The sequence below is a fragment of the Aeromonas veronii genome, from assembly GCA_041319085.1.
GTDB classification, from domain to species: Bacteria; Pseudomonadota; Gammaproteobacteria; order Enterobacterales; family Aeromonadaceae; genus Aeromonas; species Aeromonas veronii_F.
This window is the reverse complement of sequence record CP101033.1, coordinates 246,417-268,526: the sequence shown is the minus strand read 5'-3', so window position 1 is coordinate 268,526 and position 22,110 is coordinate 246,417. Positions and strand designations below refer to the sequence as shown.

Genomic DNA, 22,110 nt, shown 5'->3' with positions numbered 1-22,110 from the left:
AACACCGTTTTGTGTTGGCCCGGACGAATGGAAACAGTCCGGATTGCTGGTGCACCGAGAGTCGTAAACGGTGTGAAATGCTCTCAGTCTACAGCGCAAAAAGGCTGGTGAACAAAAATTCACCAGCCTTAGCCTGTTTTATCAGGCTAATCTACATAAATGCAGATTATTTGATCTCAACAGAAGCACCGGCAGCTTCCAGCTCTTTCTTCAGAGCTTCAGCTTCGTCCTTGGACACGCCTTCCTTCAGGTTAGCCGGAGCGGCTTCAACCAGATCCTTGGCTTCTTTCAGGCCCAGGCCGGTAGCGGCACGAACTGCTTTGATAACGGCAACTTTGTTAGCACCGGCAGCAGTCAGAACTACGTCGAACTCGGTCTTCTCTTCTACTGCTTCAGCAGCAGCCGGGCCAGCCATTACGGCAGCAGCGGCAGAAACACCGAACTTCTCTTCCATAGCTTCGATCAGCTCAACAACTTCCATTACGGACATGGAAGCAACGGCTTCGATGATTTGGTCTTTAGTGATAGACATGACAAAAATTCCTGATGTTGAATAAACTCAAACAGCCTAGATAGGCGAGAATCAAGCAGCAGCTTGTTTCTGGTCGCGAACAGCAGCGATAGTACGAACCAGCTTGCCAGCAGAGGCTTCCTTCATGGTAGCCATCAACTTCGCAATTGCTTCTTCGTAAGTCGGCAGCGTGGCCAGACGATCAATTTGTGCTGCGGCGATAAACTCACCGTTAAAAGCGCCAGCCTTGATTTCGAACTTTTGGTTCGCTTTGGCAAACTCTTTGAACAGACGAGCAGCAGCGCCCGGGTGTTCGTTAGAGAAAGCAATCAAGGTAGGACCGGTAAATGCGTCGTTCAGGCACTCGTATTCGGTACCTTCTACCGCGCGACGCAGCAGGGTGTTACGCACAACGCGCATGTACACACCGGCTTCACGAGCGGTTTTACGCAGGACGGTCATCTTGTCTACAGTTACACCGCGAGAATCGGCAACAACTGCAGACAGAGCGCCTTTGGCAGCTTCGTTGACTTCAGCAACAATTGCCTTTTTGTCTTCGAGTCCCAATGCCATTGGCTTAACTCCTGGATTGAATCCGGGTCAAATGACCCAGTACTGACACATCCCCCCTACCTTTACAACAGAGGGGAACGATGCGGTAGCAGGATTCCAGAAGAGAAAGAATCTTTCTCGCTGGGTTTCCGGCACCGTCTACGCAGGAAACATTAAGGCTTTGCAGCCTCCTGCGGTCTTGGACGGAGGTCGAAACCCCCAACCAATCAAGGCGCAAAATTATAGATTAAATTTTGCGCCTTGTAAAATCCATCAATTAGGCCTGAGCTTCCAGAGAAGCTTGGTCTACGGCAACACCGGCACCCATGGTGGTGGAGATGCTGACTTTCTTGATGAATTGACCTTTGGCGGAAGAGGGCTTGCCTTTTTTCAGGGCAACCAGCAGAGCTTCCAAGTTTTCTTTCAGCTGAACTTCGTTGAAAGAAACCTTACCCAGAGTGGTATGGATGATACCATTCTTGTCGTTACGGTAACGAACCTGACCAGCCTTGGCGTTCTTGACGGCTTCGGCAACGTTCGGGGTTACAGTACCCACTTTCGGGTTCGGCATCAGACCGCGCGGGCCCAGGATTTGACCCAGTTGACCAACAACGCGCATGGCATCCGGGGATGCGATAACTACGTCGAAGTTCATCTCGCCTTTCTTAACCAGATCGGCCAGGTCATCCATACCTACCAGGTCAGCACCGGCAGCTTTGGCAGCTTCGGCATTGGCACCTTGGGTAAATACGGCAACGCGAACGTCACGGCCGGTACCGTGCGGCAGTACAGTTGCACCACGTACGTTCTGGTCAGATTTACGAGCGTCGATACCCAGGTTGACAGCAACGTCAACGCTTTCAACGAACTTGGCGGTAGCCAGTTCTTTCAGCAGGGCAATGGCTTCGTTGATGGAGTACTCTTTGGTACCGTCAACTTTTTCGCGAATAACGCGCATACGCTTGGACAGTTTAGCCATTGTCTTACTCCTCCACTACCAGACCCATGGAACGAGCGGAGCCGGCGATGCAACGTACTTTTGCATCCAGATCGGCACCGGTCATATCCGGCTCTTTGGTCTTGGCGATTTCTTGCAGCTGGGCAACGGTCACCTTACCAACCTTGTCTTTGTTCGGCTTGGAAGAACCAGACTTGATGCCAGCAGCTTTCTTCAGCAGGAAGGAAGCAGGCGGAGTCTTGGTTTCGAAGGTGAAGGAACGGTCGCTGTAAACGGTGATCACGACCGGAGTCGGTGAACCTTTTTCCAGCTTCTCTGTACGAGCGTTGAACGCCTTACAGAATTCCATGATGTTCACACCGTGTTGACCCAGTGCAGGACCAACGGGAGGAGACGGGTTGGCTGCACCAGCAGCAACCTGCAGCTTGATATAAGCTGTGACTTTCTTAGCCATTAGGAAATTACCTCAAAAATGGGTTCTAGCGCCTCGGAGACATGCTCCTGCAAACGGCTCCCCAACTAATAAAGGGGCAGCGAATTATAGAGATATTCGCTGCCCCTGACAACCGTTAAACGTACAGAATTCAATCAGCCCTTTTCGACCTGACCAAAATCCAGTTCAACAGGAGTAGAACGACCGAAGATCAGTACAGAGACCTTCACGCGGCTCTTCTCATAATCGACCTCTTCAACGGTACCGTTGAAGTCGGCAAACGGACCATCGGCAACCCGCACCATTTCACCCGGTTCAAACAGGGTTTTCGGACGCGGCTTGTCGTGGGCATCCTGCAGACGATTGAGGATGGCATCGGCCTCTTTATCGGAGATCGGTGCCGGACGGTCGGAAGTGCCGCCGATGAAGCCCATTACACGCGGTACGTTACGCACCAAGTGCCATGTAGTTTCATCCATGATCATCTGGACCAGGACATAGCCCGGGAAAAATTTGCGCTCACTCTTGCGCTTTTGGCCTGCACGCATCTCGACCACTTCTTCGGTCGGGACCAGCACTTCACCGAACATGTCTTCCATGCCATGCATCTTGATATGCTCGCGCAGGGACTTGGCTACCCGGCCTTCATAGCCGGAAAAAGCCTGCACGACATACCATCTCATACGTTGTTCACGTTGTTCAGTCATGGCTTATCCTTACACACCGGTAATCAGGTTGACCAACCAGACCAAGGCACCGTCCAGAATGAACAGCAACAGCCCCATCACGGCGGTCACCGCCAGCACAATCAGGGTTGTCTGAATGGCTTCCTGACGGGTCGGCCATACGACCTTGCGGACTTCCAGGCGAGACTCACGGGCGAATGCCAGCGTAGCCTTTCCCTTGGTGGTTTGCAGGGCGACTGCACCAGCAGCAGCAATGACAACGACCACACCCAAGGCGCGGACGACAGCGACAACATCGTTGAGCAGGTAATTACCCACTACAGCGGCCGCCAGGATAATGAAAACCAGGCCCCACAGCAGGGTATCCTTGCTTCCGCCCTGGCTCTCAGAACTAACACTCATACAACCCACCTGTATCTGACGTAACCAAAGACACAAAAGCCCCGTACGAGACGAGGTATATGGCAGGGGCGGCAGGACTCGAACCCGCAACCATCGGTTTTGGAGACCGCTGTTCTACCAATTCGAACTACGCCCCTGCATAAGAAAGCCCCTATTATAGGGGCTTTGCTTTATTTATGTAAGCCAAAGATTAAGCGATTACGCTGGCTACAACACCAGCACCTACGGTACGGCCACCTTCACGGATAGCGAAACGCAGGCCGTCGTCCATCGCGATCGGGGCAATCAGGGTAACAACCATTTTGATGTTGTCGCCTGGCATTACCATTTCAACGCCTTCCGGCAGTTCGATGGTACCGGTCACGTCGGTAGTACGGAAGTAGAACTGCGGACGGTAGCCTTTGAAGAACGGGGTATGACGACCACCTTCTTCTTTGGACAGGACGTACACTTCAGATTCGAACTTGGTGTGCGGCTTGATTGAACCCGGCTTGGCCAGGACCTGACCACGCTCTACGTCTTCACGCTTCACGCCACGCAGCAGTGCGCCGATGTTCTCGCCTGCACGACCTTCGTCCAGCAGCTTACGGAACATTTCAACACCGGTACAGGTGGTAGAAACGGTATCTTTGATACCCACGATTTCTACGGTCTCACCGACTTTAACGATACCACGCTCTACACGACCGGTAACTACGGTACCACGGCCAGCGATAGAGAATACGTCTTCGATAGGCATCAGGAACGGCAGGTCAATTGCGCGCTCCGGCTCCGGGATGTAGGTATCCAGGTGGTGAGCCAGCTCGATGATCTTCTCTTCCCATGCAGCGTCGCCTTCCAGCGCTTTCAGCGCGGAACCACGTACTACCGGCAGGTCATCACCCGGGAAGTCATATTCGGTCAGCAGTTCACGAACTTCCATCTCGACCAGTTCGAGCAGCTCTTCGTCATCAACCATGTCACACTTGTTCATGAACACGATCATGTACGGGATACCAACCTGACGACCCAGCAGGATGTGCTCACGAGTCTGCGGCATCGGGCCGTCAGTCGCTGCTACCACCAGGATCGCGCCGTCCATCTGGGCAGCACCGGTGATCATGTTTTTAACGTAGTCGGCGTGACCCGGGCAATCTACGTGTGCGTAGTGACGGGTAGCGGTGTCGTATTCTACGTGGGAGGTGTTGATGGTGATACCACGCTCACGCTCTTCCGGTGCCTTGTCGATCTGGTCGAAGGCGAAAGCTTTACCACCGAAGTGCTTGGCCAGCACGTTGGTGATAGCTGCAGTCAGGGTGGTTTTACCGTGGTCAACGTGGCCGATGGTACCCACGTTAACGTGCGGTTTATTACGCTCAAATTTTTCTTTAGACATGATCGTCCCTCTAAACTAACGCTGAGTACGCGGTGGCAAGCTAACCACAGAACAGTTTATACGATGGATTTGAATCTGGTGGGGAAGAGAGACTGGTGCTGACAGGCAGAATCGACTGCCGACCTCACCCGAGGGTGTAGCTCTTGGTATCGCCTGAACCATATCAGCATCTTGGAGCGGGCAGCGGGAATCGAACCCGCATCATCAGCTTGGAAGGCTGAGGTAATAGCCATTATACGATGCCCGCATTTCTCTAACCCAAAGAACTCAAACCGCAGAGAAATATGGTGGAGGGAGAAGGATTCGAACCTTCGAAGGCAGAGCCGTCAGATTTACAGTCTGATCCCTTTGGCCGCTCGGGAACCCCTCCAGACGCCAGATTGTCACAACGGTAATTCTGCTTGCACCCGTTGTGTTTATCGCTTTTGCACGGCAAATAGACGACAGACAGTCAAGCGTCGCGCATTTTATTGTAAGGTTTTGGGGGATGCAACCATTGAGCCGGGCAAAATCTGCTTTATTGTTGGGGCGCTTGCAAAAAAGCGGGGGCAAACAAGCCAATCCTGCTGCGTCCCTTGTCGCTCCCCCACCCTTGGTGTATGGTCGCCGTGCCCAAGAAACAGTGATGACACCATGACGACAGAGCATAACCCCTATCTGCAATTCACCCGCAAACAATGGGCGTTATTGCGCGATTCGGTCCCCCTGACCCTGACCGAACACGATCTGCAGACCCTGCGCGGGATCAACGAGAAGGTGTCATTGCGGGAAGTGGAAGAGATCTACCTACCCCTCTCTCGCCTGCTCAATCTCTATGTCAAAGCCAAGCAGCGTCGCAGCCGGGTACTGGAGCAGTTCCTCGGTCAGTCCCGCGGCAAGGGCACCTATATCATCAGCATTGCCGGCAGCGTGGCGGGGGGCAAAAGCACCACGGCCCGTATTCTGCAGGCGCTGCTGGAGCGCTGGCCGGAACATCCGCGGGTGGAGCTGGTCACCACCGATGGTTTCCTCTATCCCAACAAGGTACTGGAAGAGCGCGGCCTGATGCGTCGCAAGGGTTTCCCGGAATCCTATGACATCCGCCATCTGGTGGAGTTTGTCGCCAATATCCGCGCCGGTCACGAGAGGGTTGAAGCGCCGGTCTACTCCCACCTTATCTACGACATCATTCCCGATGAGAAGAAGGTGGTGGAGCAGCCGGACATCCTGATCCTGGAAGGGCTCAATGTGCTGCAAAGCGGCATGGACTACCCCCAGGAGCCCCATCGGGTGTTCGTGTCGGACTTCGTCGACTTCTCCATCTATGTGGATGCCGATGCCGAACTGCTGCGCACCTGGTATATCGAACGGTTCCTCAAGTTCAGAAGCGGCGCCTTCTCGGATCCCGACTCCTACTTCCATAACTACGCCAAGCTGGCGGAAAGTGAGGCGACCCAGATCGCCAGCAATATCTGGCAAGATATCAACTATCTGAATTTGCAGGAAAACATTCTGCCGACTCGTGAGCGCGCCAACCTGATCATGACCAAGGGCCATGAGCACGCCATCGAGCAGATCAAGCTGCGCAAATGATGGCAGTGGGCCGGATAACGCCGGATAACGAAGAGGGGGCCCGCACAGGCCCCCTCTTCTATTTGGCATCATGAGCGGCCTTGCCGGCCCTCAGTCGCCCCGGCGCAGGGAGAGCTCGCCCCCCAGATAGAATTTGATCCCTTCGTCCGTCTCCAGTCGCAGGGCACCGCGATCGTCGATGCCACGGGCGATACCGCGGATCTCCTGCTCCCCCATCAGCAAGCGCACCGGGCGACCGGCAAAGTGATCGAGCCGGTTCCACTCATCGACAAAGCTTGCCAGCCCCTGCTGCTCAAAGGTGTGCAGCGCCTGTTGCAGATGGACGATCATCCGGGCCGCCAGCTGATTGCGATCCACCAGTTCCGGATTGATATGGCGCAGCTCGGCCCAGGCCTGATCGATCTTCTCTCCCTCGCGGGCCGGCATCGCCAGATTAAGACCGATGCCGATCACCAGATGACAACTGGCTCCGGCGCTACCGCTCATCTCAACCAGAATGCCCGCCAGCTTGCGTCCCTGATAGTAGAGGTCGTTCGGCCACTTGAGCTCAACGCCCTGATAGCCAAGAGATTCCAGCGCGTCGACTACCGCGACACCGACCGCCAGACTCAGCCCCATGGCTGCCGCCATACCTTGTTCGAGTCGCCAGTACATGCTGAGGAGCAGCTGGCAACCGAACGGCGAAACCCAGGGTTTGCCACGACGCCCGCGCCCGGCGGTCTGACACTCGGCCAGACAGCTCTCGCCAGAGCGCAGCGCATTGACCCGATCCAGCAGGTGTTGATTGGTCGAGCCAATGACCGGGAAACAGTGCACCGGCGCCATCGGGGCCAGCGCTTGCAAGGTGGCCTGATCATAGAGCGCCATCGGCACCGCCAGCCGGTAGCCCTTGCCGGTCAGGCTGAACAGATCCAGCCCCAGCTCCTTGAGCGCCGCCATGTGTTTGCTCACCGCCGCCCGGCTGATGCCCAGCTGCTCGCCCAGCTGTTCACCGGAGTGAAACTGACCGTCGCGCAGCAGGGTGATCAGGGTCTGTCTGATGGGAGTCAGGGTCATGAGATCACCTCATCGAGGCAGGTTTCACCGTGCGCACCCATAAAGCGCACCTCGTGCTCCAGCACCACGCCAAACGTCTGTTCCACGCTATCGCGGACATGGGCCGCCAGCGCGATCAGCTCCATGGCACTGCCCCCTCCCAGATTGACCAGCACCAGCGCCTGCTCCTGATGGACGGCAGCGCGGCCGATGGCGAAGCCTTTCAGACCGCACTGATCGATGAGCCAGCCCGCCGCCAGCTTGGCCTGTCCTTCTCCGGCTGGATAGCAGGGCATCTGCGGGTAGCGCGACTTGAGCGACTCCGCCAGCGCGGCAGGTACCACCGGATTCTTGAAGAAGCTGCCGGCATTGCCGAGTACGGCGGGATCCGGCAGCTTGGCCATGCGGGTGGCACAGACAGTATCAAAGATGGCCTGCGCCGAAGGCGCGTCACCGAGTGCCGCCAGCGGGCCATAGCCCAGCACCGGCTGCCACGCCTTGGGCAGTTTGAGCCCGACGGAAGTAATCAGATGGGAGTCCTGATACTCGTGCTTGAAGATGCTGTCGCGATAACCAAAGCGGCACTCTGCCGCCGTAATCCGCTCGATCTCGCCACTCTGCCAGTTGAATGCCTCGACATAGGCGCAGAAGTCGGCCAGTTCAACGCCATACGCACCGATGTTCTGCACCGGCGCCGCACCGACCGTGCCGGGGATCAGCGCCAGATTCTCCAGCCCATACCAGCCCTGCAGCAGGCAGTGGCGTACCAGCTGATGCCAATTCTCACCCGCCGCCACATGCAGCAACCAGTGATCACCATCATCTTCAGCGGTAATCCCATTGAGCCGGTTGAGCACCACCAGACCGAGAAAATCGGTAGTAAAGAGCACATTACTGCCGCTACCCAGATTTAAGCGGGGAAGTGTGCTCAACTCGGGATCGCTACGCAGAGTGGCCAGATCGGCAACCTGCTCCACCTCGGCAAGCCAGAGGCAGTACGCATCGAGGGCAAGGGTGTTGAGCTTCAACAAAGAGGCGTTGGCATTCAGTTTCATCGGTCTATCCCGGCTTGGTGCAGGGGCGCAGTCTACCTCAAGTTGTCCATGACGAAAAACCCGAGCCCTTTTCGCGTGAATCACTGTGAGTTAGAGTAGGCGGCTTCAACTGTTGAGGAACAACCCATGAACAACCAGTTTGCCGTCATCGGCCTGGGCCTGTTTGGCAGCGCGCTGTGCGAAGAGCTGCAACGGCAGGATGCAGAAGTCCTGGCCATCGATATCGATGAGAGCAAGACCCGGCAAATTGCCGCCCTCTGCAATCACGTTATCGTGGCAGATGCCACCGACGAAGCAACCGTTGCCGAGCTGGGACTGGCCAATTTCGATATCGTCTTCGTTGCCATCGGTGACAACCTGGAGACCAGCATCCTCACCACCCTGGTCCTGAAAGAGGCTGGCGTGAAGAAGGTATGGGTCAAGGCGCGTGACAAGTTCCACGCCAAGATCCTGCAGAAAGTAGGCGCCGACAAGGTAATCAACCCGGAGTGGGACATGGGCCGCCGGGTCGCCCAGAGCATGCTGGACAACCGGTTGTTCGACTATCTGGAGCTGGGCCACAACATGGTGCTGACCGAGTTCGTTATCGGCCTGCCGCAAAATGGCAAGGCGCTCGGTGATCTCCACCTGCTGCAACAGAGCGATTTCCAACTGCTCGCCATCAAGCGCGGTGAAGTGCTGCACAACGTGCTGACCGGCAAGATGGATCTGCAACTGGGCGACATCCTGATCTTGGCGGGCAACAAGCATGCCATCGACCACTGGCTCGAAACCCTATGATCAGCTGGCGCAGCAGCTACGCGTTCGCTCTCCATCGAGAGCAGGACTCCCGCTGGAGCGAAGCCCGACTGATCCTCGGCAGCTTTCTGATCATTCTGTTGATTGGCACCATCTTTCTGGTACAACCCTCCAGCCACAATGGCGAGGTCACCTTCGTCAACGCCCTGTTCACCGCCACCTCCGCCATCAGTGTGACAGGTCTTGGCGTGGTGGACACTGGCACCGCCTTCACCCTGCAGGGGCAGATTTTCCTGCTGATGCTGATAGAGATCGGTGGACTGGGCCAGATGACCATGACCCTGTTGCTGATCGCTATCTTCAGCAAGCGGGTCGGTCTGCGCCAACAGGTACTGGCCAAGGAGGCGCTGGGGCAGGAGGGCTCGGTCAACATCATCCAGCTGGTCAAACGGATCATGCTGTTCGCCTTGATTGCCCAGTTGATCGGCACCGGCATCATGGCGATCCGCTGGGTGCCAGAGATGGGTTGGGTGCACGGCCTCTATGTCAGCTTCTTCCACGCGGTCTCGGCCTTCAACAACGCCGGGTTTTCGTTGTTTGCCAACAATCTCATCGACTATAGATACGACCCCATCATCAGTCTGACCATCACCGGCTTACTGATCCTGGGGGGGATCGGCTTTACCGTCATCGTTGATCTGGTGCGCAACCGCCGCTGGCGCAAGCTGAAGCTGCACAGCAAGCTGATGCTGCTGATGACCCCGGCGCTGTTGCTGGCCGGGACCCTGATGTTCTGGCTGCTGGAACACAATAACCCGGGCACCCTCGGCAACGCCGGGTTCGGTGGCCAGCTGCTGGCGGCCTTCTTTCAGTCTGCCAGTGCCCGTACCGCCGGTTTCAATACCATCGATATCGGGCTGATGACCCCGGCGGCCCTGCTGTTCCTTATGATGCTGATGTTTATCGGTGCCGGTGCGACCTCGACCGGTGGTGGTATCAAGGTGACCACCTTCGCAGTCGTGCTGCTGGCGACCAAGGCGTTTCTGACCAAACGGCCCCATGTCACCGCTTTTGGCCGTACCTTGTCGCCCCAAATCGTGACCCGATCGCTGGCCATCATCATCGTCAGCACCATGGTACTGATGCTGGCGATGTTCCTGCTGATGGTGACCGAGGATCTGCCGTTCGACAAAATCATGTTCGAGACCATCTCGGCATTTGCCACCGTTGGCCTCTCTACCGGCATCACCGCCTCCCTGAGCGAACCGGGCAAGCTGATCCTGGTGTTGGTGATGATCTGCGGCCGTCTTGGCCCCCTGACCCTGGCCTTTATGCTGGCCCGCCCGGTCGAGACCCGCATCCGTTATCCGGAAGAGAACGTCTACACCGGCTAAGTGGTGACAGGCCCTTACGGCGATAAAAAGAGAGAGGGGCCCGTGGCCCCTCTCTCTTTCACTGCAGCTTCTGCGCATCAGCCAACAACTTCCCTCAAACAGTCAGGCCGCCTTGCTTCTGGCTGTGCGCTTGCCAGTGCTTTTGCGAGGGGCACCGCCAGCGCTGCTGGCCGACGGACTCTTGCGCTTGCTAAAACGCCGCTTGCTGGCACCCGGTGCCTCCTTGGGCAGGGCGCTGAAGCTGGCGCCGGAGTCCTGCCGCGCCCCCTCGATCAGGCCGTTAAGCTGCTCGGTGAGCGGCCCCATAAACTGCTGATAGCTGCCGTGGCGCTCGGCGATCTGGCCGAGGCTCTGCTCCCACAGCGCCGTCATATCCGGCGTGGTTGCGGTGGCGGGCAGCGCCTGCACCAACGCCCGCCCGGTCGGGGTCGCCTTGATGCTCTTGCCCTGACGCACCAGAAAGCGACGCTTGAACAGCAGGTCGATAATGCCTGCCCGGGTCGCTTCGGTACCGAGGCCATCGGTATCGCGCAGGGTTTTGCGGATATCGGGATCTTGCACATAGCGGGCGATGCCGGTCATGGCGGCCAGCAGGGTGGCATCGGTAAATGACTTGGGCGGCTGGGTCATCTTCTCCAGCAGTTCGCCCCGCTCGCAGAGCAGCTGCTCTCCCTCTTTGAGAGCCGGCAGCGTGCCCGCTTTCTCTTCGTCGTCATCCTCCTCCACTCCGAGCAGCGCCTTCCAGCCCACCTTGAGGATTCGCCGCGCCTTGGCCTGAAACAGGCCACCGGCGATGCGCAGCAGCACCTTGCTGTCGTTGTATTCGAACGGGGGATAGAACTGCAGCAGATACTGTCGGGCAATCAGGCCATAGAGCTTCGCCTCGTCGGCCCCCAGCATACCGGGGTTGCCCTGCTTCTCGGTGGGGATGATGGCGTGGTGGGCATCCACCTTGCTGTCGTTCCACGCTTTGCTGCGGATCTTGTCATCCGCCTCGCTAACCGCCTTGGCCAGCACGGGCGCAGTAGCGGCGATGGCGCCACGCACCTGCTCGGCCCGCTTGAAGTGGTCGGTCGGCAGATAACGGCTGTCGGAGCGCGGATAGGTGATGAGCTTGTGACGCTCGTAGAGGCTCTGGCAGATATCGAGCACTCGCTTGGCATCCATGCCGAAGCGCTTGGCGGCATCGATCTGCAGGCTGGAGAGGTTATAGGGCAGCGGCGCCGCCTGCTTGCGGGCCTGCTCCTCCACCGATTCGACCTGAGCGGGCTGGCCGTTGATCCGGCTAACCACCTTGTCGGCCAGCGCCCGGTTGAGCACCCGCCCCTCCTCATCCTGCCACGGCAGACAGGCTTCCGATGGCAGCCACTTGGCGGTGAAACGCTCGTTGCTATCGGTCAACAGATGGGCCAGCACCTCGTAGAAGGGTTTGGGCACGAAGGCCTCGATCTCGAGATCCCGCCGCACCACCAGCCCCAGCAGCGGGGTCTGCACCCGGCCAACCGAGAGCAGCTCGCTGCAACCGGCCTTGCGGCCGAGCAGGGTATAGGCGCGGGTCATGTTGATGCCGTAGAGCCAGTCGGCCCGACTGCGGGCCAGTGCGGAAACCGCCAGCGGCACGAACTCCTTGTTATCCCTCAGTTTGTCGAGGGCGCGGCGCACCGCGGGCGGGTTGAGATCGCTGATGAGGCAGCGCTGCACCGGCTTGGTCTTCGGGTAGCCGAGAAAGTCGATCACCTCATCCACCAGCAACTGCCCTTCCCGGTCCGGGTCACCGGCGTTGACCACGCAGTCGGCCTGCTTGATCAGCCGCTTGATGACGGTGAGCTGGGTTTTGGTCTTGGGTTTGGCCACCAGCTGCCACTGGGCGGGGATGATGGGGAGATGCTCCATCCGCCACTGCTTGAAGGCGGCGTCATAGGCATCGGGCTCGGCCTGCTCCAGCAGATGGCCGATGCACCAGGTGACCACATCCCCCTGGGCTGTTTCGATAAAACCGTCGCCCTTCTTGTGGGGCTTGGGCAGGGCATCGGCAATGGCGCGGCCCAGCGTGGGCTTCTCGGCGATAAAGAGTCGCATCGGTGGCTACCTGCAATACTGTATATGCAGACAGTATACAACTGCCACGGTGAAAGCCCAACTGCCCCTATTCGTCGCACGGGTGATCGTGGATGGCGGCAAACAGCCGCGCCTGATTGAGCAGCGGCGCATAGTGGAAGGCATTTTCGCCATCCTCCGCCAGCAGGTAGTCGGTCAGCTGTTCGCGAACCGCCTCTTGTAGCGTCGCCAACTGCCAGGGTTTGGCAAGGTAGTAGTGCAACCCGCCGCGATTGACCGCATCGATGGTGGCCTCCAGCCCGGCCTGCCCGGTCAACAGCAATTTGCGGCTGGCGCGGGTGGTGGCACGCTGGTTCAGCTCCACCAGAAAATCGACCCCCAGGGTTCCGGGCATGATGTGGTCACAGAGGATCAGCGCCAGCTTGTTGCCGTCGCTCTCCCACTCCTCTACCACCGAGCGCGCCTCATCGACACTCTCGGCCGCCTCCAGTTCGAAGTGGGAACGAAACGGGGCGAGATCGTGGATCACCGCATCCAGCACCTCCCGCTCATCATCCACACACAGGATCAGATAGTGTTTGTTCATTGCTCCTCCCTGGCGACATGGTTTGGCACGCCGCACGATTGATACTGGCGACGGCTCAGGCCGCATGCTCTTTGTTGTGGTGAGGCTCGCCCCCATAACCAGCCTGCCCCATGCCATCCAGCGGCAGGCAGACTCGCATCCGGGTGTAGCGGCCCGGTTCGGAGGCCACCTCGATCCGGCCATGATGCTGCTGCACTATCTGCAGCGAGACGCTCAGACCGATACCAAGACCGAAATGGCCCTCCCGCTTGGTGGTGAAGTTGAGATCGAAGATCCGCTGCCACAGCTCGGGTTCGATGCCACAACCGCTGTCCTCGATCTCCACCATGGCCCACTCGGGCTCCAGCAATCCGGTGCGAATGGTGAGTCGCCCCGGGCCGCTCATGGCATCCAGACTGTTGGCGATCAGGTTGGTCCACACCTGCTGCAGGGCGATGGGGTGACAGCGCACCAGCGGCAGCGGCTGGTACTCCTTGCAGAGCTCATGATGCTTGAGGCGGTTTTCGAAAATCATCAGGGTATCTTCCAGCCCCTCGTGCAGGTCCACCAGCGAGGGTTCGAGCCGATCCTGCCGCGCATACTGCTTGAGGCTCTTGACCAGATCGCCGATGCGGCGGGCGCACACCTCGATATTGCGCAGGAAGCTGCCGGTCTGCTGGAACAGCTCCAGCCGGGCGAGCAGCGCCTCCCGTTCGGCGGCAGTGCGGCTGGCAAACCAGCGCTGCCAGTTCAGCTCGTCATCTAGATTCATCTGCACCGCCAGCCGCGCCTGCTGGCGATCGCCAAAGCGCCCCTCCGCCTGCCGGGTCTTGTCGCGGATCTCGCTGGTCGAGACCGGCTGGGCGGTCAGGGCCTGACAGAGGGTCTGATTACCCAGCCCCTTGATGGGGACTGGCAGTTCGAGATTGACCAGATCGGGGATGGCGGCCCGCAGGGTCTCGCTGCCACGGATGATGGCCGCCACCGGGTTGTTCAGCTCGTGGGCGACACCGGCCACCAGCTGACCCAGCATCGCCATCTTTTCGCTCTCCACCAGCTGGGCGTGGGCGGCATCGAGGGAGTTGAGGGTCTGTTGCAACCGCATCTCGGTTCGGATGCTGTTTTGCAGGCGGCGGTTGAAGTGGCGCAGCAGCAGATTGGTAAAGGAGGGGAGCAGTTCGCTGCGCGCCTGCATCACCCGGGAGAATTGCAGCTTGTCGAGCTTGATCACCTCGGCGCCGGTCAGGGTCACCCCGGTGGTAAAGGCGGGTTCGCCGGTGACGAAGGACATGCCCCCCACCAGCGAGCCGGTGCGGTAGTGCACCACCTCCTGATCGATGCCCTGCTCGTCCCGCTTGCGCAGCACCACCTCCCCCTTGGCGATAAACCAGAGAAAGCTGTTGGGCTCCCCCTCGCGGGTCAGCACATGGCCCGGACTGTAGTGGCGGCAGACCCGCCCCTCGTCGTTGCCATCGAAAAACTGGTAGAGGCCGTCGATCACCACCCGCGACAACTCTTCATCGCTGCAGTGGGTGTAATCCATAAAACCCTGCCGATAGGCCGCCAGCTGGCGATCGACGTGGGCCCGCAGCAGCTTCTGACTATCGAGCACGGCGGCATAGCTCAGCAGGTCAGCCTCGGGCTGAAGCAGCACAAAGTGGCTGGCCTGCTCGATCACTGCCCAGCGCAGGCTGCCATCGCGCCAGGGGCGCTGCAGGTAGTAGTCGAGACGACCGAGGTTGACCGCCTCGATGATCGATTTCATCTCCGGCTGGCTGCCGAGCAGGATCTTGCGGCACGCCTCATGGCGGCTGCCGAGGCGGATCAGAAAGTCGGCCCCTCGCCCGTCCCCCAGATCGCTGTCACACACCACCACGGCGGGTGGCTGCCCCTTGCGATCCAGCTCGTCCAAGGCCAGCTCCGCCGACTCCCGCCCGACCACCACCACCAGCGCAAAATGGCCTAGCAGCGGGGCCAGCTCCTGTTCGAATTCGGCCAGCAGTTGCACATTGGCGGCGACACACAGTAGTGAGAAAGGGCTCATCGGCGACACTCCGTTGTGGCTCACTGTTCACTATATCAACGAATCTTGTGGGGTTTTGCGAGGGGGCTAACAGCTATCGTGGAAAGAGCATTAATCGGTGATTGATCGAATATAATTCGATCAATTCATTTTTTAAAAAAACAAACGTTTGCAAAAAATATAATCCACGACAGAGGCCAACGCCTTACCCCTGTCATGACTACTATTGGAATTCTGCGTCTCCTGCCACGTCATGCAGACACTGCTCGCCGAGTATCAGGGCGGCGTCCACTTCCAGAACACCAAGGGGCTCCACACCGAGTGTGCCGATTGCCACATCCCGGGCGACCCCACCTCCTACCTGTGAACCAAAGTCCGCGCCGTGAAGGATCTCTATCACACAGCGATCGGCACCCTGGATAGCTCGAACGTGACTGCACCTCGCCGCAAGCGGCGAGGCTTCCCACTTCTTAGGCCGCTACCGTCAGATTGACGGATTTACGCTGGCCTCCATGGGCAGAAACGGCGAGCCCCGCCGCTTTTAATTCCAATATTCCTTGCTGTCGAATGTTTATGGCCGCGTTGATGTCGCGGTCATGCTCTGCCCCACACGCTGGACATACCCACTGTCGCTGGTGAAGTGGCATCTCCGGCATCTTGTGGCTGCACTCGCTACATGGTTTAGAGCTGGCAAACCACTGATCGAGTTTGATTAGGTGGCGGCCCGCCGCTTGGGCTTTGTACTCCAGCCTCATGATAAAACCATGCCAGCCAGCATCGCCAATGGCGCGGGCCAGCTTGTGGTTTTTCATCATATTGGTTGTTTTAAGCGTCTCCACGATGATCGCTTGGTTATCGTCAACTATCGTGCGAGAGAGTTTGTGCTGAAAATCAGCGCGAGCATTGGCTACCCGCTCGTGCAGGGCGGCCAGCTGTAATTTGGCCTTACTACGATTGGCACTGCCTTTTTTCTTGCGAGACAGTGCTTTTTGCTTTCGCCGCAGATTGCGACTGGCCTTGATAAGATGGCGCGGGTTGGCCATCTTTTTGCCACTCGACGCAATGAGGTAGTGGGACAGCCCCATATCATAGCCTGTCACCTCTGTGATGAGGGAGGGCTTGGCGGGAGCCTCACGGCCATCATCGCAAAGGATGGAGGCATAGTATTTCCCTGTCGGGCCACGGCTGACCGTGATACTGGAGACCACGCCGATAATATCTCGGTGAATGACAGCTCGGATGGGCGTCATCTTCGGTAACAGGATGGCATCGGTCAGCACTTTGCCATTGGGGTGGTAGCTCGATTGCCTGCCTCTCTTGCTCTTGAAGGTGGGCATCCTGGCCTTGAGCTTGGGGTTGAAAAAATTGGCGAATGCCTTGTCCAGGTTGATCACCGCCTGCTGTAAGGCTTGTGAATCGTACTCTTTCAGCCAGCTGTATTTGCGCGATTTTTTTGCCACGGCGAGCAGGGGTTTCAAGTCGCGTTTGGGTTTCAGTGAAACCCCGTGGCGCTGGAACATGTGCCGCTGAATATGAAGGGCTTTGTTGTACGCGAACCGCACTGCGCCGAACTGGGCATTGAGGAATACCGCTTGTTCGTCGGTGGGGTAAATGCGTACTTTTGTGGCTCTTTTCATGATTAAAAACACAGGCTGTATATAAGCACAGTTATAGCGCGTGCCAGTGAAATCAACAACCGCTGCGGACGTGCGGCAGGCGCGACTATCGAGACACTGAAGACATAGGCGGGCTCGCAAACGCATCAGATTAGCTCCCCTTATATCCCCGCCCGATTGGGCTAGGGTTTACGGGGCATCTGCTAAAAATCCCCCTCTTCCATATACTCCTGCGCACACTCCACCAGTTGCGGCCACAGCTCTTCCGGCACCCAGGCGTCCGGGTCATCTTCGTCCCCGTCGTACTGGCTCCAGAAATAGCGGCGCAGGCCGGAGGCAAACTCGTCGCTGATTTCGGCCAGCTCCGAGAGCGGCCCCAACCAAGCGATGCGACGCAGGCCGGAGGCGAGATCGTTGATGGCATCCATCAGGGTGCGATCGTCGAAGCTCTGCTCCACCAGCAGGGTGAAGCGCTCGCGCGCCTGTTCGGTCTGCTCCTCGTCCAGCTCGCCAACATCGGCCAGCAGGTCGACAAAATCTTCCAGAAGGAACGCGATCAGGCCATCCCTGTCTTCAAACCACTGGATCTGGGCGCCCTTGACCCCCAGCACAGAGGCATCAAACGAATCGTCAAGGTGACACAGTGCCCACGGATCGTCGGTCATGGTTCTCTTCCTCAGGCTAAAACAAATGCCATATGTTATGCCTAGCTCTCGACTCTTGCCACCTTGGGCAACGAGAGGGAGGCGGCCAGACCGCCCAGTTCGGCGCGGCCCATGATGAAACTGCCCCGATAGGCTTCCGCCAGATCGGAGACGATGTTGAGGCCCAGGCCCGAGCCCGGCACCTTCTCGTCGAGCCGCACCCCGCGCAGCACCGCCTTGGCGATCTGATCCTCGCTCATGCCGGGGCCGTCATCCTCGATACGCAGGGTGATCCAGCCCCCCAGCTCGGCGCTGGAGATACGCAGCTCGCTGGCAGACCATTTGAAGGCGTTCTCCAGCAGGTTGCCCACCATCTCGTCGAAGTCCTGCTCTTCTACCCCGACCGCCAGATTGGCGGGCACCTGCAGATCCACCGTCTTGCCCGGATAGAGGCGGGAGAAGGCACGGCAGATGTACTCCACCCGCGCCCGTACCGGGGTCGAGACCCCGAGGATCTTGGCGGCGCCGGTCACCCGCGCCTTGCCGAGGTGGTAGTCGATATGGCGCTGGATCTGGTCGAGCTGCTCGCCGATGGCGGCCTGATCCTCCGGTGGCAACTGGGCCACCTGATTGCGCATGATGCTGAGCGGCGTCTTGAGGGCGTGGGCCAGATTGCCGGTGTGAGATCGCGCCCGCTGCAGCAGCTCGCCGTAGTGGTGCAACAGTCGGTTGATATCCTCCACCAGCGGCTGGATCTCCAGCGGATAGCGCAGCCGGAACCCCTCCTGATGACCCTCATGAACCCGCCCCAGTTCACGGCGCAGCAGGTGTAGCGGCCGCAAGCCGTAGACAATCTGGAACATGAAGCCGAGTACCAGACCGGCGGCGGCAAAGCCGAGGCCGAGGAACAGGCTGATGCGGGTCTTGTTGAGGGTTTGGGTCAGGGCGCTGCTGTCCTTGGCCATCACCAGGGTAAACACCCGATCGGAACCGGGCAGCAGCACGGTGCGGGTCATGATCAGCAGCGGCTCCTTGTTGGGCCCCTTGCCGACGAAGAGGTCGGGATCGCCAAACGCCGACTTGAGGCCGTCGCTCTTCAGGTTGGTATCCCACAGGGAGCGGGAGCGCCCCACCACATCGTGGCCCAGCTCCAGCTGCCAGTAATAGCCGGAGTAGGGTTGATTGAAGCGGGGATCGGAGAGGGAGCCGGTGACCACCGGCAGGCCGGTTTTGGCCACCTCCAGCCGGGAGAGTAGATCATAGAGCTGCAGGCGCAGGCCGTCAGCCTCCGCCTCCTGCCAATAGTGGCGCATCATGGTCTGCAGGCTGAAGCCGGTGGCGAACAGGAACAGCCCGCACCACACCAGCGCGATGGCGACCAGTCGCCCCCGTAGGGTTCTGACCAGCCTCATTCGTTGATCCGGTACCCGAGGCCGCGCACTGTCTCAATCAGATCGGGGTTGGTTTTCTTGCGGATCCGGCCGATGAATACCTCCACGGTGTTGGAGTCACGGTCAAAATCCTGAGCATAGATGTGGTCGATCAGCTCGCTGCGCGACACCACCTTGCCCCGATGCTGCATCAGGTAACCCAGCACCCGGAACTCGTGGGCCGTCAGCTTGATGGGGGTCCCTTCGTACCATACCTGCGACGCCGCCATGTCGAGCCGCACCCCGCCAATCTCCAGAATGGAGCTGGCGTTGCCCGCCGCCCGGCGCACCAGCGCATGGACCCGCGCCACCAGCTCGGCCACCTGGAACGGCTTGGTGAGATAGTCATCGGCACCGGCGTTGAGCCCCTCGATCTTCTCGTGCAGCTGACCACGGGCGGTCAATACCAGCACAGGGGTATCGATTCCCTTGCTGCGCCACTCTTTCAGCACGCTCAGGCCATCGCGCCCCGGCAGGCCGAGGTCGAGAATGATGGCGTCATAGGGTTCGGTCTCACCGAGAAAACCGGCCTCGTTGCCATCGTGGCAGAGATCGGTGACAAAGCCGGAGAGGCGCAGCTGTTCGGCCAACTGGCCGGCCAGGATTTTTTCGTCTTCAACAATCAGAATTCGCATGAACAGGCTTCCACACAGGGGTTATTCATCATCCTCGACCAGGGGCTTGGGCGGTTCGAACAGCCGCTCCAGATGGTGGCCCTTGGCCCACACCAGCTCAAGGTTGTCGGCCCGATAGGCCACCTTGATGACGCTGTTCTCCCGATCGATGACGCGCAGTTCATAGAGCCAGATACCATCCTCTTCCCCCAGATCCACCCGCAACACCCGCACCGGCAATCTGGCCGCCACCTCCATCATTTCATGGAAGGGCCGAACCCGGCCCTCATGAACAGCTTGCTGCAACTGGGCTTCATCAGGCGTGACCGCCTGTGCCAGCACCGGCAGCAATAACCCGAGCAGAGGGAGCGCTCTATTCATGGATGATTCATCTCCAAAAACCTAACATAATGGCGTTTATAGTCTGCCAGCCATGAATCCGGAATGAATATGATCCCGCGCAGTGTCCTGCTGATCCTTTGCCTGTTGAGTGCCACAAGCTGGGCGGTCCAGAGCCGTCTCGACATGGCCGGGCTGGTCAAACTCTTGCTGGCGCAAGGGTATCACGACATTCGGGAAGTGGAGCTGGAAGGGGACAAATTCGAGGTCAAAACCCTCAATCGCCAAGATCAGAAGGTGCATCTCATCGTCGATGCCTACACCGGCGAGATCAAACAACAAGAGGCCGATTAGGCCTCTTTTGCATTCCAGCGTCCCCGCATGGGGCGCAGCAGCTTATCCCGTCTCGGCCAGAGCAGGGCGCAGGCCAGCAGCAGGTAGATAAGGGGCTCCCCCCAACCGCTCTTGAGCGACCACCAGTAGTGCACTGGCACCAGTAGGGCGATGGCATAGACCCAGTTGTGCAGCTTCTGCCATGCTGCACCCATTCTGCGCTGCAAGGCGGGCAGCGAGGTGATGCTGAGGGCGGCCAGCAGCAGCAGGGCCACCATCCCCACAACTATGTAGCTGCGCTTGACCAGCTCGCCGCTTATCAGCCCCCAGTCAAACTGCAGATCCAGCCCCAGCCACGCCATGAAGTGGAGCAACGCCCAGGCAAAGCACCAGAGCCCGAGGGGGCGGCGCAGCTTGATGAGCGGCCCCTGCCGCCAGCGCTTGGCCAGCGGCGACACCAGCAGGGTGAGCAGCAGCAGATTGAGCGCTCCCTTGCCGAGGTAGTGGATAAGCTCGGGCACCGGATCGCCCCCCAGCAAACCTGCCGGAATGGCAAACCCCAACCAGAGCAGAAAGCCGAAGGAGCCCAGATGCACCAACGCCCGCAAGCCGCTGATATGGGCCGGTTTCAATCTCAGTACCATTGGCGCAGATCCATCCCCTGATAGAGCGAGGCGACTTCGTCACCATAGCCGTTGAACATCAGGGTCGGCTGACGCTTGGCGCCAAACACTCCGCCCTCGCCGATAAAGCGCTCGCTGGCCTGACTCCAGCGCGGGTGATCCACCTGCGGGTTGACGTTGGCGTAGAAGCCATATTCGTTGGGCGCCAACAGGTTCCAGGTGGTCGGCGGCATCTCCTCCACCAGCCGGATCGAGACGATGCTCTTGATGCTCTTGAAGCCGTACTTCCACGGCACCACCAGCCGGATCGGCGCACCATTCTGGGCGGGCAGGGTCTTGCCATAGAGCCCCATCGCCAGGAAAGAAAGAGGGTGCATCGCCTCGTCGATACGCAGCCCCTCCACGTAGGGATAGTCGATGCCGCCCCCCAGACTGGAGGCCTGCCCCGGCAGCTGTTTCGGATCAAACAGGGTCTCGAAGGCGACAAATTTGGCGCGACTGGTGGGCTCGGCACGGCGGATGATCTCTGCCAGCGAGATGCCGTTCCAGGGCAGTACCATGGACCAGGCTTCAACGCAGCGCAGCCGGTAGATCCGCTCCTCCAGCTCGCTCTTGTTGATGAGATCCCACACATCGAGGGTAAAGGGCTTGGCCACCTCCCCCTCCACCTTGAGGGTCCAGGGTTCGGGCTTGAGGTAATGGCCGTTGCGAGCCGGGTCGGACTTGTCGGTGCCCAGCTCATAGAAGTTGTTGTAACTGGTGGCCTTCTCTTCCGGTGTCAGCACCAGATTGGCCAGGCGCTCCGCAGGCTTGCTGTTGAGCGGCTTGGTGGCTAATTGGGGAGCGTCCTCTTTACCGCGCAGCAGATCGAGTACGCCGGCCTGAGTGGGAAACGCCAGGGTGGCGGCGCCCAGACCCAGCCCCTTGAGAATAAGGCGGCGGTCCTGATAGACGGCTTCCGGGGTGACATCCTGTTCGGTGAGGGGGTGAGCGGTACGATGCTTGATCAACATGAAAAACTCCCGGGGCTGAGTGAGGCACTATGGATAAGACCCGCCCCGGCAGATTTTTATTTCACACAAATTTACATCATGTGGTGCAGGGGCAGTGCCTTGGCCATGGTGCCGACCAGAAACAGGACTACGAACACCAGC

General features: G+C 59.0%; 23 protein-coding genes, 3 tRNA genes and 1 pseudogene. 5 read left to right on the top strand and 22 right to left on the bottom strand.

The genetic code is table 11. The annotated features are described in order from the left end of the window. Window positions 1-166: 166 nt before the first annotated feature. The 10 genes from rplL to NMD14_01325 form a co-directional block, all read right to left on the bottom strand. Window positions 167-532, bottom strand: coding sequence for a 50S ribosomal protein L7/L12 (gene rplL / locus NMD14_01370; protein XEI33168.1), 366 nt, complete (start codon window positions 530-532; stop codon window positions 167-169). 51 nt (window positions 533-583) lie between these two features. Further along, complete coding sequence (gene rplJ / locus NMD14_01365) at window positions 584-1,084, bottom strand: 50S ribosomal protein L10 (GenBank protein XEI33167.1); 501 nt, start codon at window positions 1,082-1,084, stop codon at window positions 584-586. A gap of 256 nt (window positions 1,085-1,340) precedes the next feature. Beyond that, on the bottom strand, window positions 1,341-2,042 hold the full coding sequence (rplA, locus tag NMD14_01360; protein XEI33166.1) for a 50S ribosomal protein L1: 702 nt from the start codon (window positions 2,040-2,042) through the stop codon (window positions 1,341-1,343). 4 nt (window positions 2,043-2,046) lie between these two features. Further along, on the bottom strand, window positions 2,047-2,475 hold the full coding sequence (gene rplK / locus NMD14_01355; protein ID XEI33165.1) for a 50S ribosomal protein L11: 429 nt from the start codon (window positions 2,473-2,475) through the stop codon (window positions 2,047-2,049). A 134-nt stretch (window positions 2,476-2,609) separates the two neighbouring features. Then, window positions 2,610-3,137 carry a transcription termination/antitermination protein NusG gene (gene nusG, locus NMD14_01350; GenBank protein ID XEI34690.1) on the bottom strand — a complete coding sequence of 176 codons (528 nt, stop codon included), beginning with the start codon at window positions 3,135-3,137 and terminating at the stop codon, window positions 2,610-2,612. Window positions 3,138-3,170: 33 nt separating this feature from the next. After that, window positions 3,171-3,542 carry a preprotein translocase subunit SecE gene (gene secE / locus NMD14_01345; GenBank protein ID XEI33164.1) on the bottom strand — a complete coding sequence of 124 codons (372 nt, stop codon included), beginning with the start codon at window positions 3,540-3,542 and terminating at the stop codon, window positions 3,171-3,173. A gap of 60 nt (window positions 3,543-3,602) precedes the next feature. Next, window positions 3,603-3,679, bottom strand: a tRNA-Trp gene (locus NMD14_01340). Window positions 3,680-3,732: 53 nt separating this feature from the next. Then, on the bottom strand, window positions 3,733-4,917 hold the full coding sequence (gene tuf, locus NMD14_01335) for an elongation factor Tu (GenBank protein ID XEI33163.1): 1,185 nt from the start codon (window positions 4,915-4,917) through the stop codon (window positions 3,733-3,735). 172 nt (window positions 4,918-5,089) lie between these two features. Next, window positions 5,090-5,164: transfer RNA gene (locus NMD14_01330), tRNA-Gly, on the bottom strand. 38 nt (window positions 5,165-5,202) lie between these two features. After that, window positions 5,203-5,287 (bottom strand) — tRNA-Tyr (locus NMD14_01325). A gap of 263 nt (window positions 5,288-5,550) precedes the next feature. On the opposite strand from NMD14_01325, the gene coaA reads away from it, so the two are divergent. Continuing rightward, window positions 5,551-6,489 (top strand): type I pantothenate kinase, encoded by a 939-nt coding sequence (coaA, locus tag NMD14_01320; protein ID XEI33162.1) that lies wholly within the window; start codon window positions 5,551-5,553, stop codon window positions 6,487-6,489. Window positions 6,490-6,579: 90 nt separating this feature from the next. Here coaA and birA read toward each other — a convergent pair whose 3' ends face one another. Both birA and murB read right to left on the bottom strand, forming a co-directional pair. After that, on the bottom strand, window positions 6,580-7,545 hold the full coding sequence (gene birA, locus NMD14_01315) for a bifunctional biotin--[acetyl-CoA-carboxylase] ligase/biotin operon repressor BirA (GenBank protein XEI33161.1): 966 nt from the start codon (window positions 7,543-7,545) through the stop codon (window positions 6,580-6,582). Then, window positions 7,542-8,579, bottom strand: a complete 1,038-nt coding sequence (gene murB, locus NMD14_01310; GenBank protein XEI33160.1) for a UDP-N-acetylmuramate dehydrogenase — start codon at window positions 8,577-8,579, stop codon at window positions 7,542-7,544. The genes birA and murB overlap by 4 nt, the downstream gene beginning before the upstream one ends. Before the next feature lie 126 nt (window positions 8,580-8,705). Here murB and NMD14_01305 point away from each other — a divergent pair, with 126 nt between their 5' ends. Then, complete coding sequence (locus NMD14_01305; GenBank protein XEI33159.1) at window positions 8,706-9,359, top strand: TrkA family potassium uptake protein; 654 nt, start codon at window positions 8,706-8,708, stop codon at window positions 9,357-9,359. Further along, window positions 9,356-10,711: a TrkH family potassium uptake protein gene (locus NMD14_01300; protein XEI33158.1), complete on the top strand. Its 1,356-nt coding sequence runs from the start codon at window positions 9,356-9,358 to the stop codon at window positions 10,709-10,711. Before NMD14_01305 ends, NMD14_01300 begins: the two co-directional genes overlap by 4 nt. Window positions 10,712-10,813: 102 nt before the next feature. Here NMD14_01300 and NMD14_01295 read toward each other — a convergent pair whose 3' ends face one another. From NMD14_01295 to NMD14_01285, 3 genes are all read right to left on the bottom strand, one after another. After that, window positions 10,814-12,790 (bottom strand): DNA topoisomerase III, encoded by a 1,977-nt coding sequence (locus NMD14_01295; GenBank protein XEI33157.1) that lies wholly within the window; start codon window positions 12,788-12,790, stop codon window positions 10,814-10,816. Window positions 12,791-12,857: 67 nt separating this feature from the next. Next, window positions 12,858-13,355, bottom strand: a complete 498-nt coding sequence (locus NMD14_01290; protein XEI33156.1) for a response regulator — start codon at window positions 13,353-13,355, stop codon at window positions 12,858-12,860. Between the two features lie 55 nt (window positions 13,356-13,410). Next, window positions 13,411-15,378, bottom strand: a complete 1,968-nt coding sequence (locus NMD14_01285; GenBank protein ID XEI33155.1) for an ATP-binding protein — start codon at window positions 15,376-15,378, stop codon at window positions 13,411-13,413. Window positions 15,379-15,610: 232 nt separating this feature from the next. On the opposite strand from NMD14_01285, the pseudogene NMD14_01280 reads away from it, so the two are divergent. Further along, a pseudogene (locus NMD14_01280) lies at window positions 15,611-15,721 on the top strand (NapC/NirT family cytochrome c). 106 nt (window positions 15,722-15,827) lie between these two features. On the opposite strand, the gene NMD14_01275 reads toward NMD14_01280, so the two are convergent. The 5 genes from NMD14_01275 to NMD14_01255 all read right to left on the bottom strand — a co-directional run bounded on the left by NMD14_01275 (window position 15,828) and on the right by NMD14_01255 (window position 20,042). Then, entirely contained in the window at window positions 15,828-16,994 is a 1,167-nt protein-coding gene (locus tag NMD14_01275) for a transposase (protein ID XEI33154.1), read from the bottom strand. 182 nt (window positions 16,995-17,176) lie between these two features. Next, a complete protein-coding gene (locus NMD14_01270) occupies window positions 17,177-17,638 on the bottom strand; it encodes a hypothetical protein (protein ID XEI33153.1) in 462 nt (153 codons plus the stop codon). A gap of 41 nt (window positions 17,639-17,679) precedes the next feature. Then, on the bottom strand, window positions 17,680-19,029 hold the full coding sequence (locus NMD14_01265) for a sensor histidine kinase (protein ID XEI33152.1): 1,350 nt from the start codon (window positions 19,027-19,029) through the stop codon (window positions 17,680-17,682). After that, the gene (locus NMD14_01260) at window positions 19,026-19,682 is read right to left on the bottom strand and encodes a response regulator transcription factor (GenBank protein XEI33151.1); all 657 of its coding nucleotides are present in this window, start codon (window positions 19,680-19,682) and stop codon (window positions 19,026-19,028) included. The genes NMD14_01265 and NMD14_01260 overlap by 4 nt, the downstream gene beginning before the upstream one ends. A gap of 21 nt (window positions 19,683-19,703) precedes the next feature. Then, window positions 19,704-20,042 carry a hypothetical protein gene (locus tag NMD14_01255; GenBank protein ID XEI33150.1) on the bottom strand — a complete coding sequence of 113 codons (339 nt, stop codon included), beginning with the start codon at window positions 20,040-20,042 and terminating at the stop codon, window positions 19,704-19,706. 63 nt (window positions 20,043-20,105) lie between these two features. Between NMD14_01255 and NMD14_01250 the strand changes: the two genes are divergently transcribed. Then, window positions 20,106-20,354 (top strand): PepSY domain-containing protein, encoded by a 249-nt coding sequence (locus tag NMD14_01250; GenBank protein XEI33149.1) that lies wholly within the window; start codon window positions 20,106-20,108, stop codon window positions 20,352-20,354. Here NMD14_01250 and msrQ read toward each other — a convergent pair. Together msrQ and msrP are read right to left on the bottom strand one after the other, a co-directional pair. After that, window positions 20,351-20,977: a protein-methionine-sulfoxide reductase heme-binding subunit MsrQ gene (gene msrQ, locus NMD14_01245; GenBank protein ID XEI33148.1), complete on the bottom strand. Its 627-nt coding sequence runs from the start codon at window positions 20,975-20,977 to the stop codon at window positions 20,351-20,353. The two genes, NMD14_01250 and msrQ, sit on opposite strands and share 4 nt — an antisense overlap. Continuing rightward, complete coding sequence (gene msrP, locus NMD14_01240) at window positions 20,968-21,969, bottom strand: protein-methionine-sulfoxide reductase catalytic subunit MsrP (GenBank protein XEI33147.1); 1,002 nt, start codon at window positions 21,967-21,969, stop codon at window positions 20,968-20,970. Before msrP ends, msrQ begins: the two co-directional genes overlap by 10 nt. Window positions 21,970-22,110 lie beyond the last annotated feature (141 nt).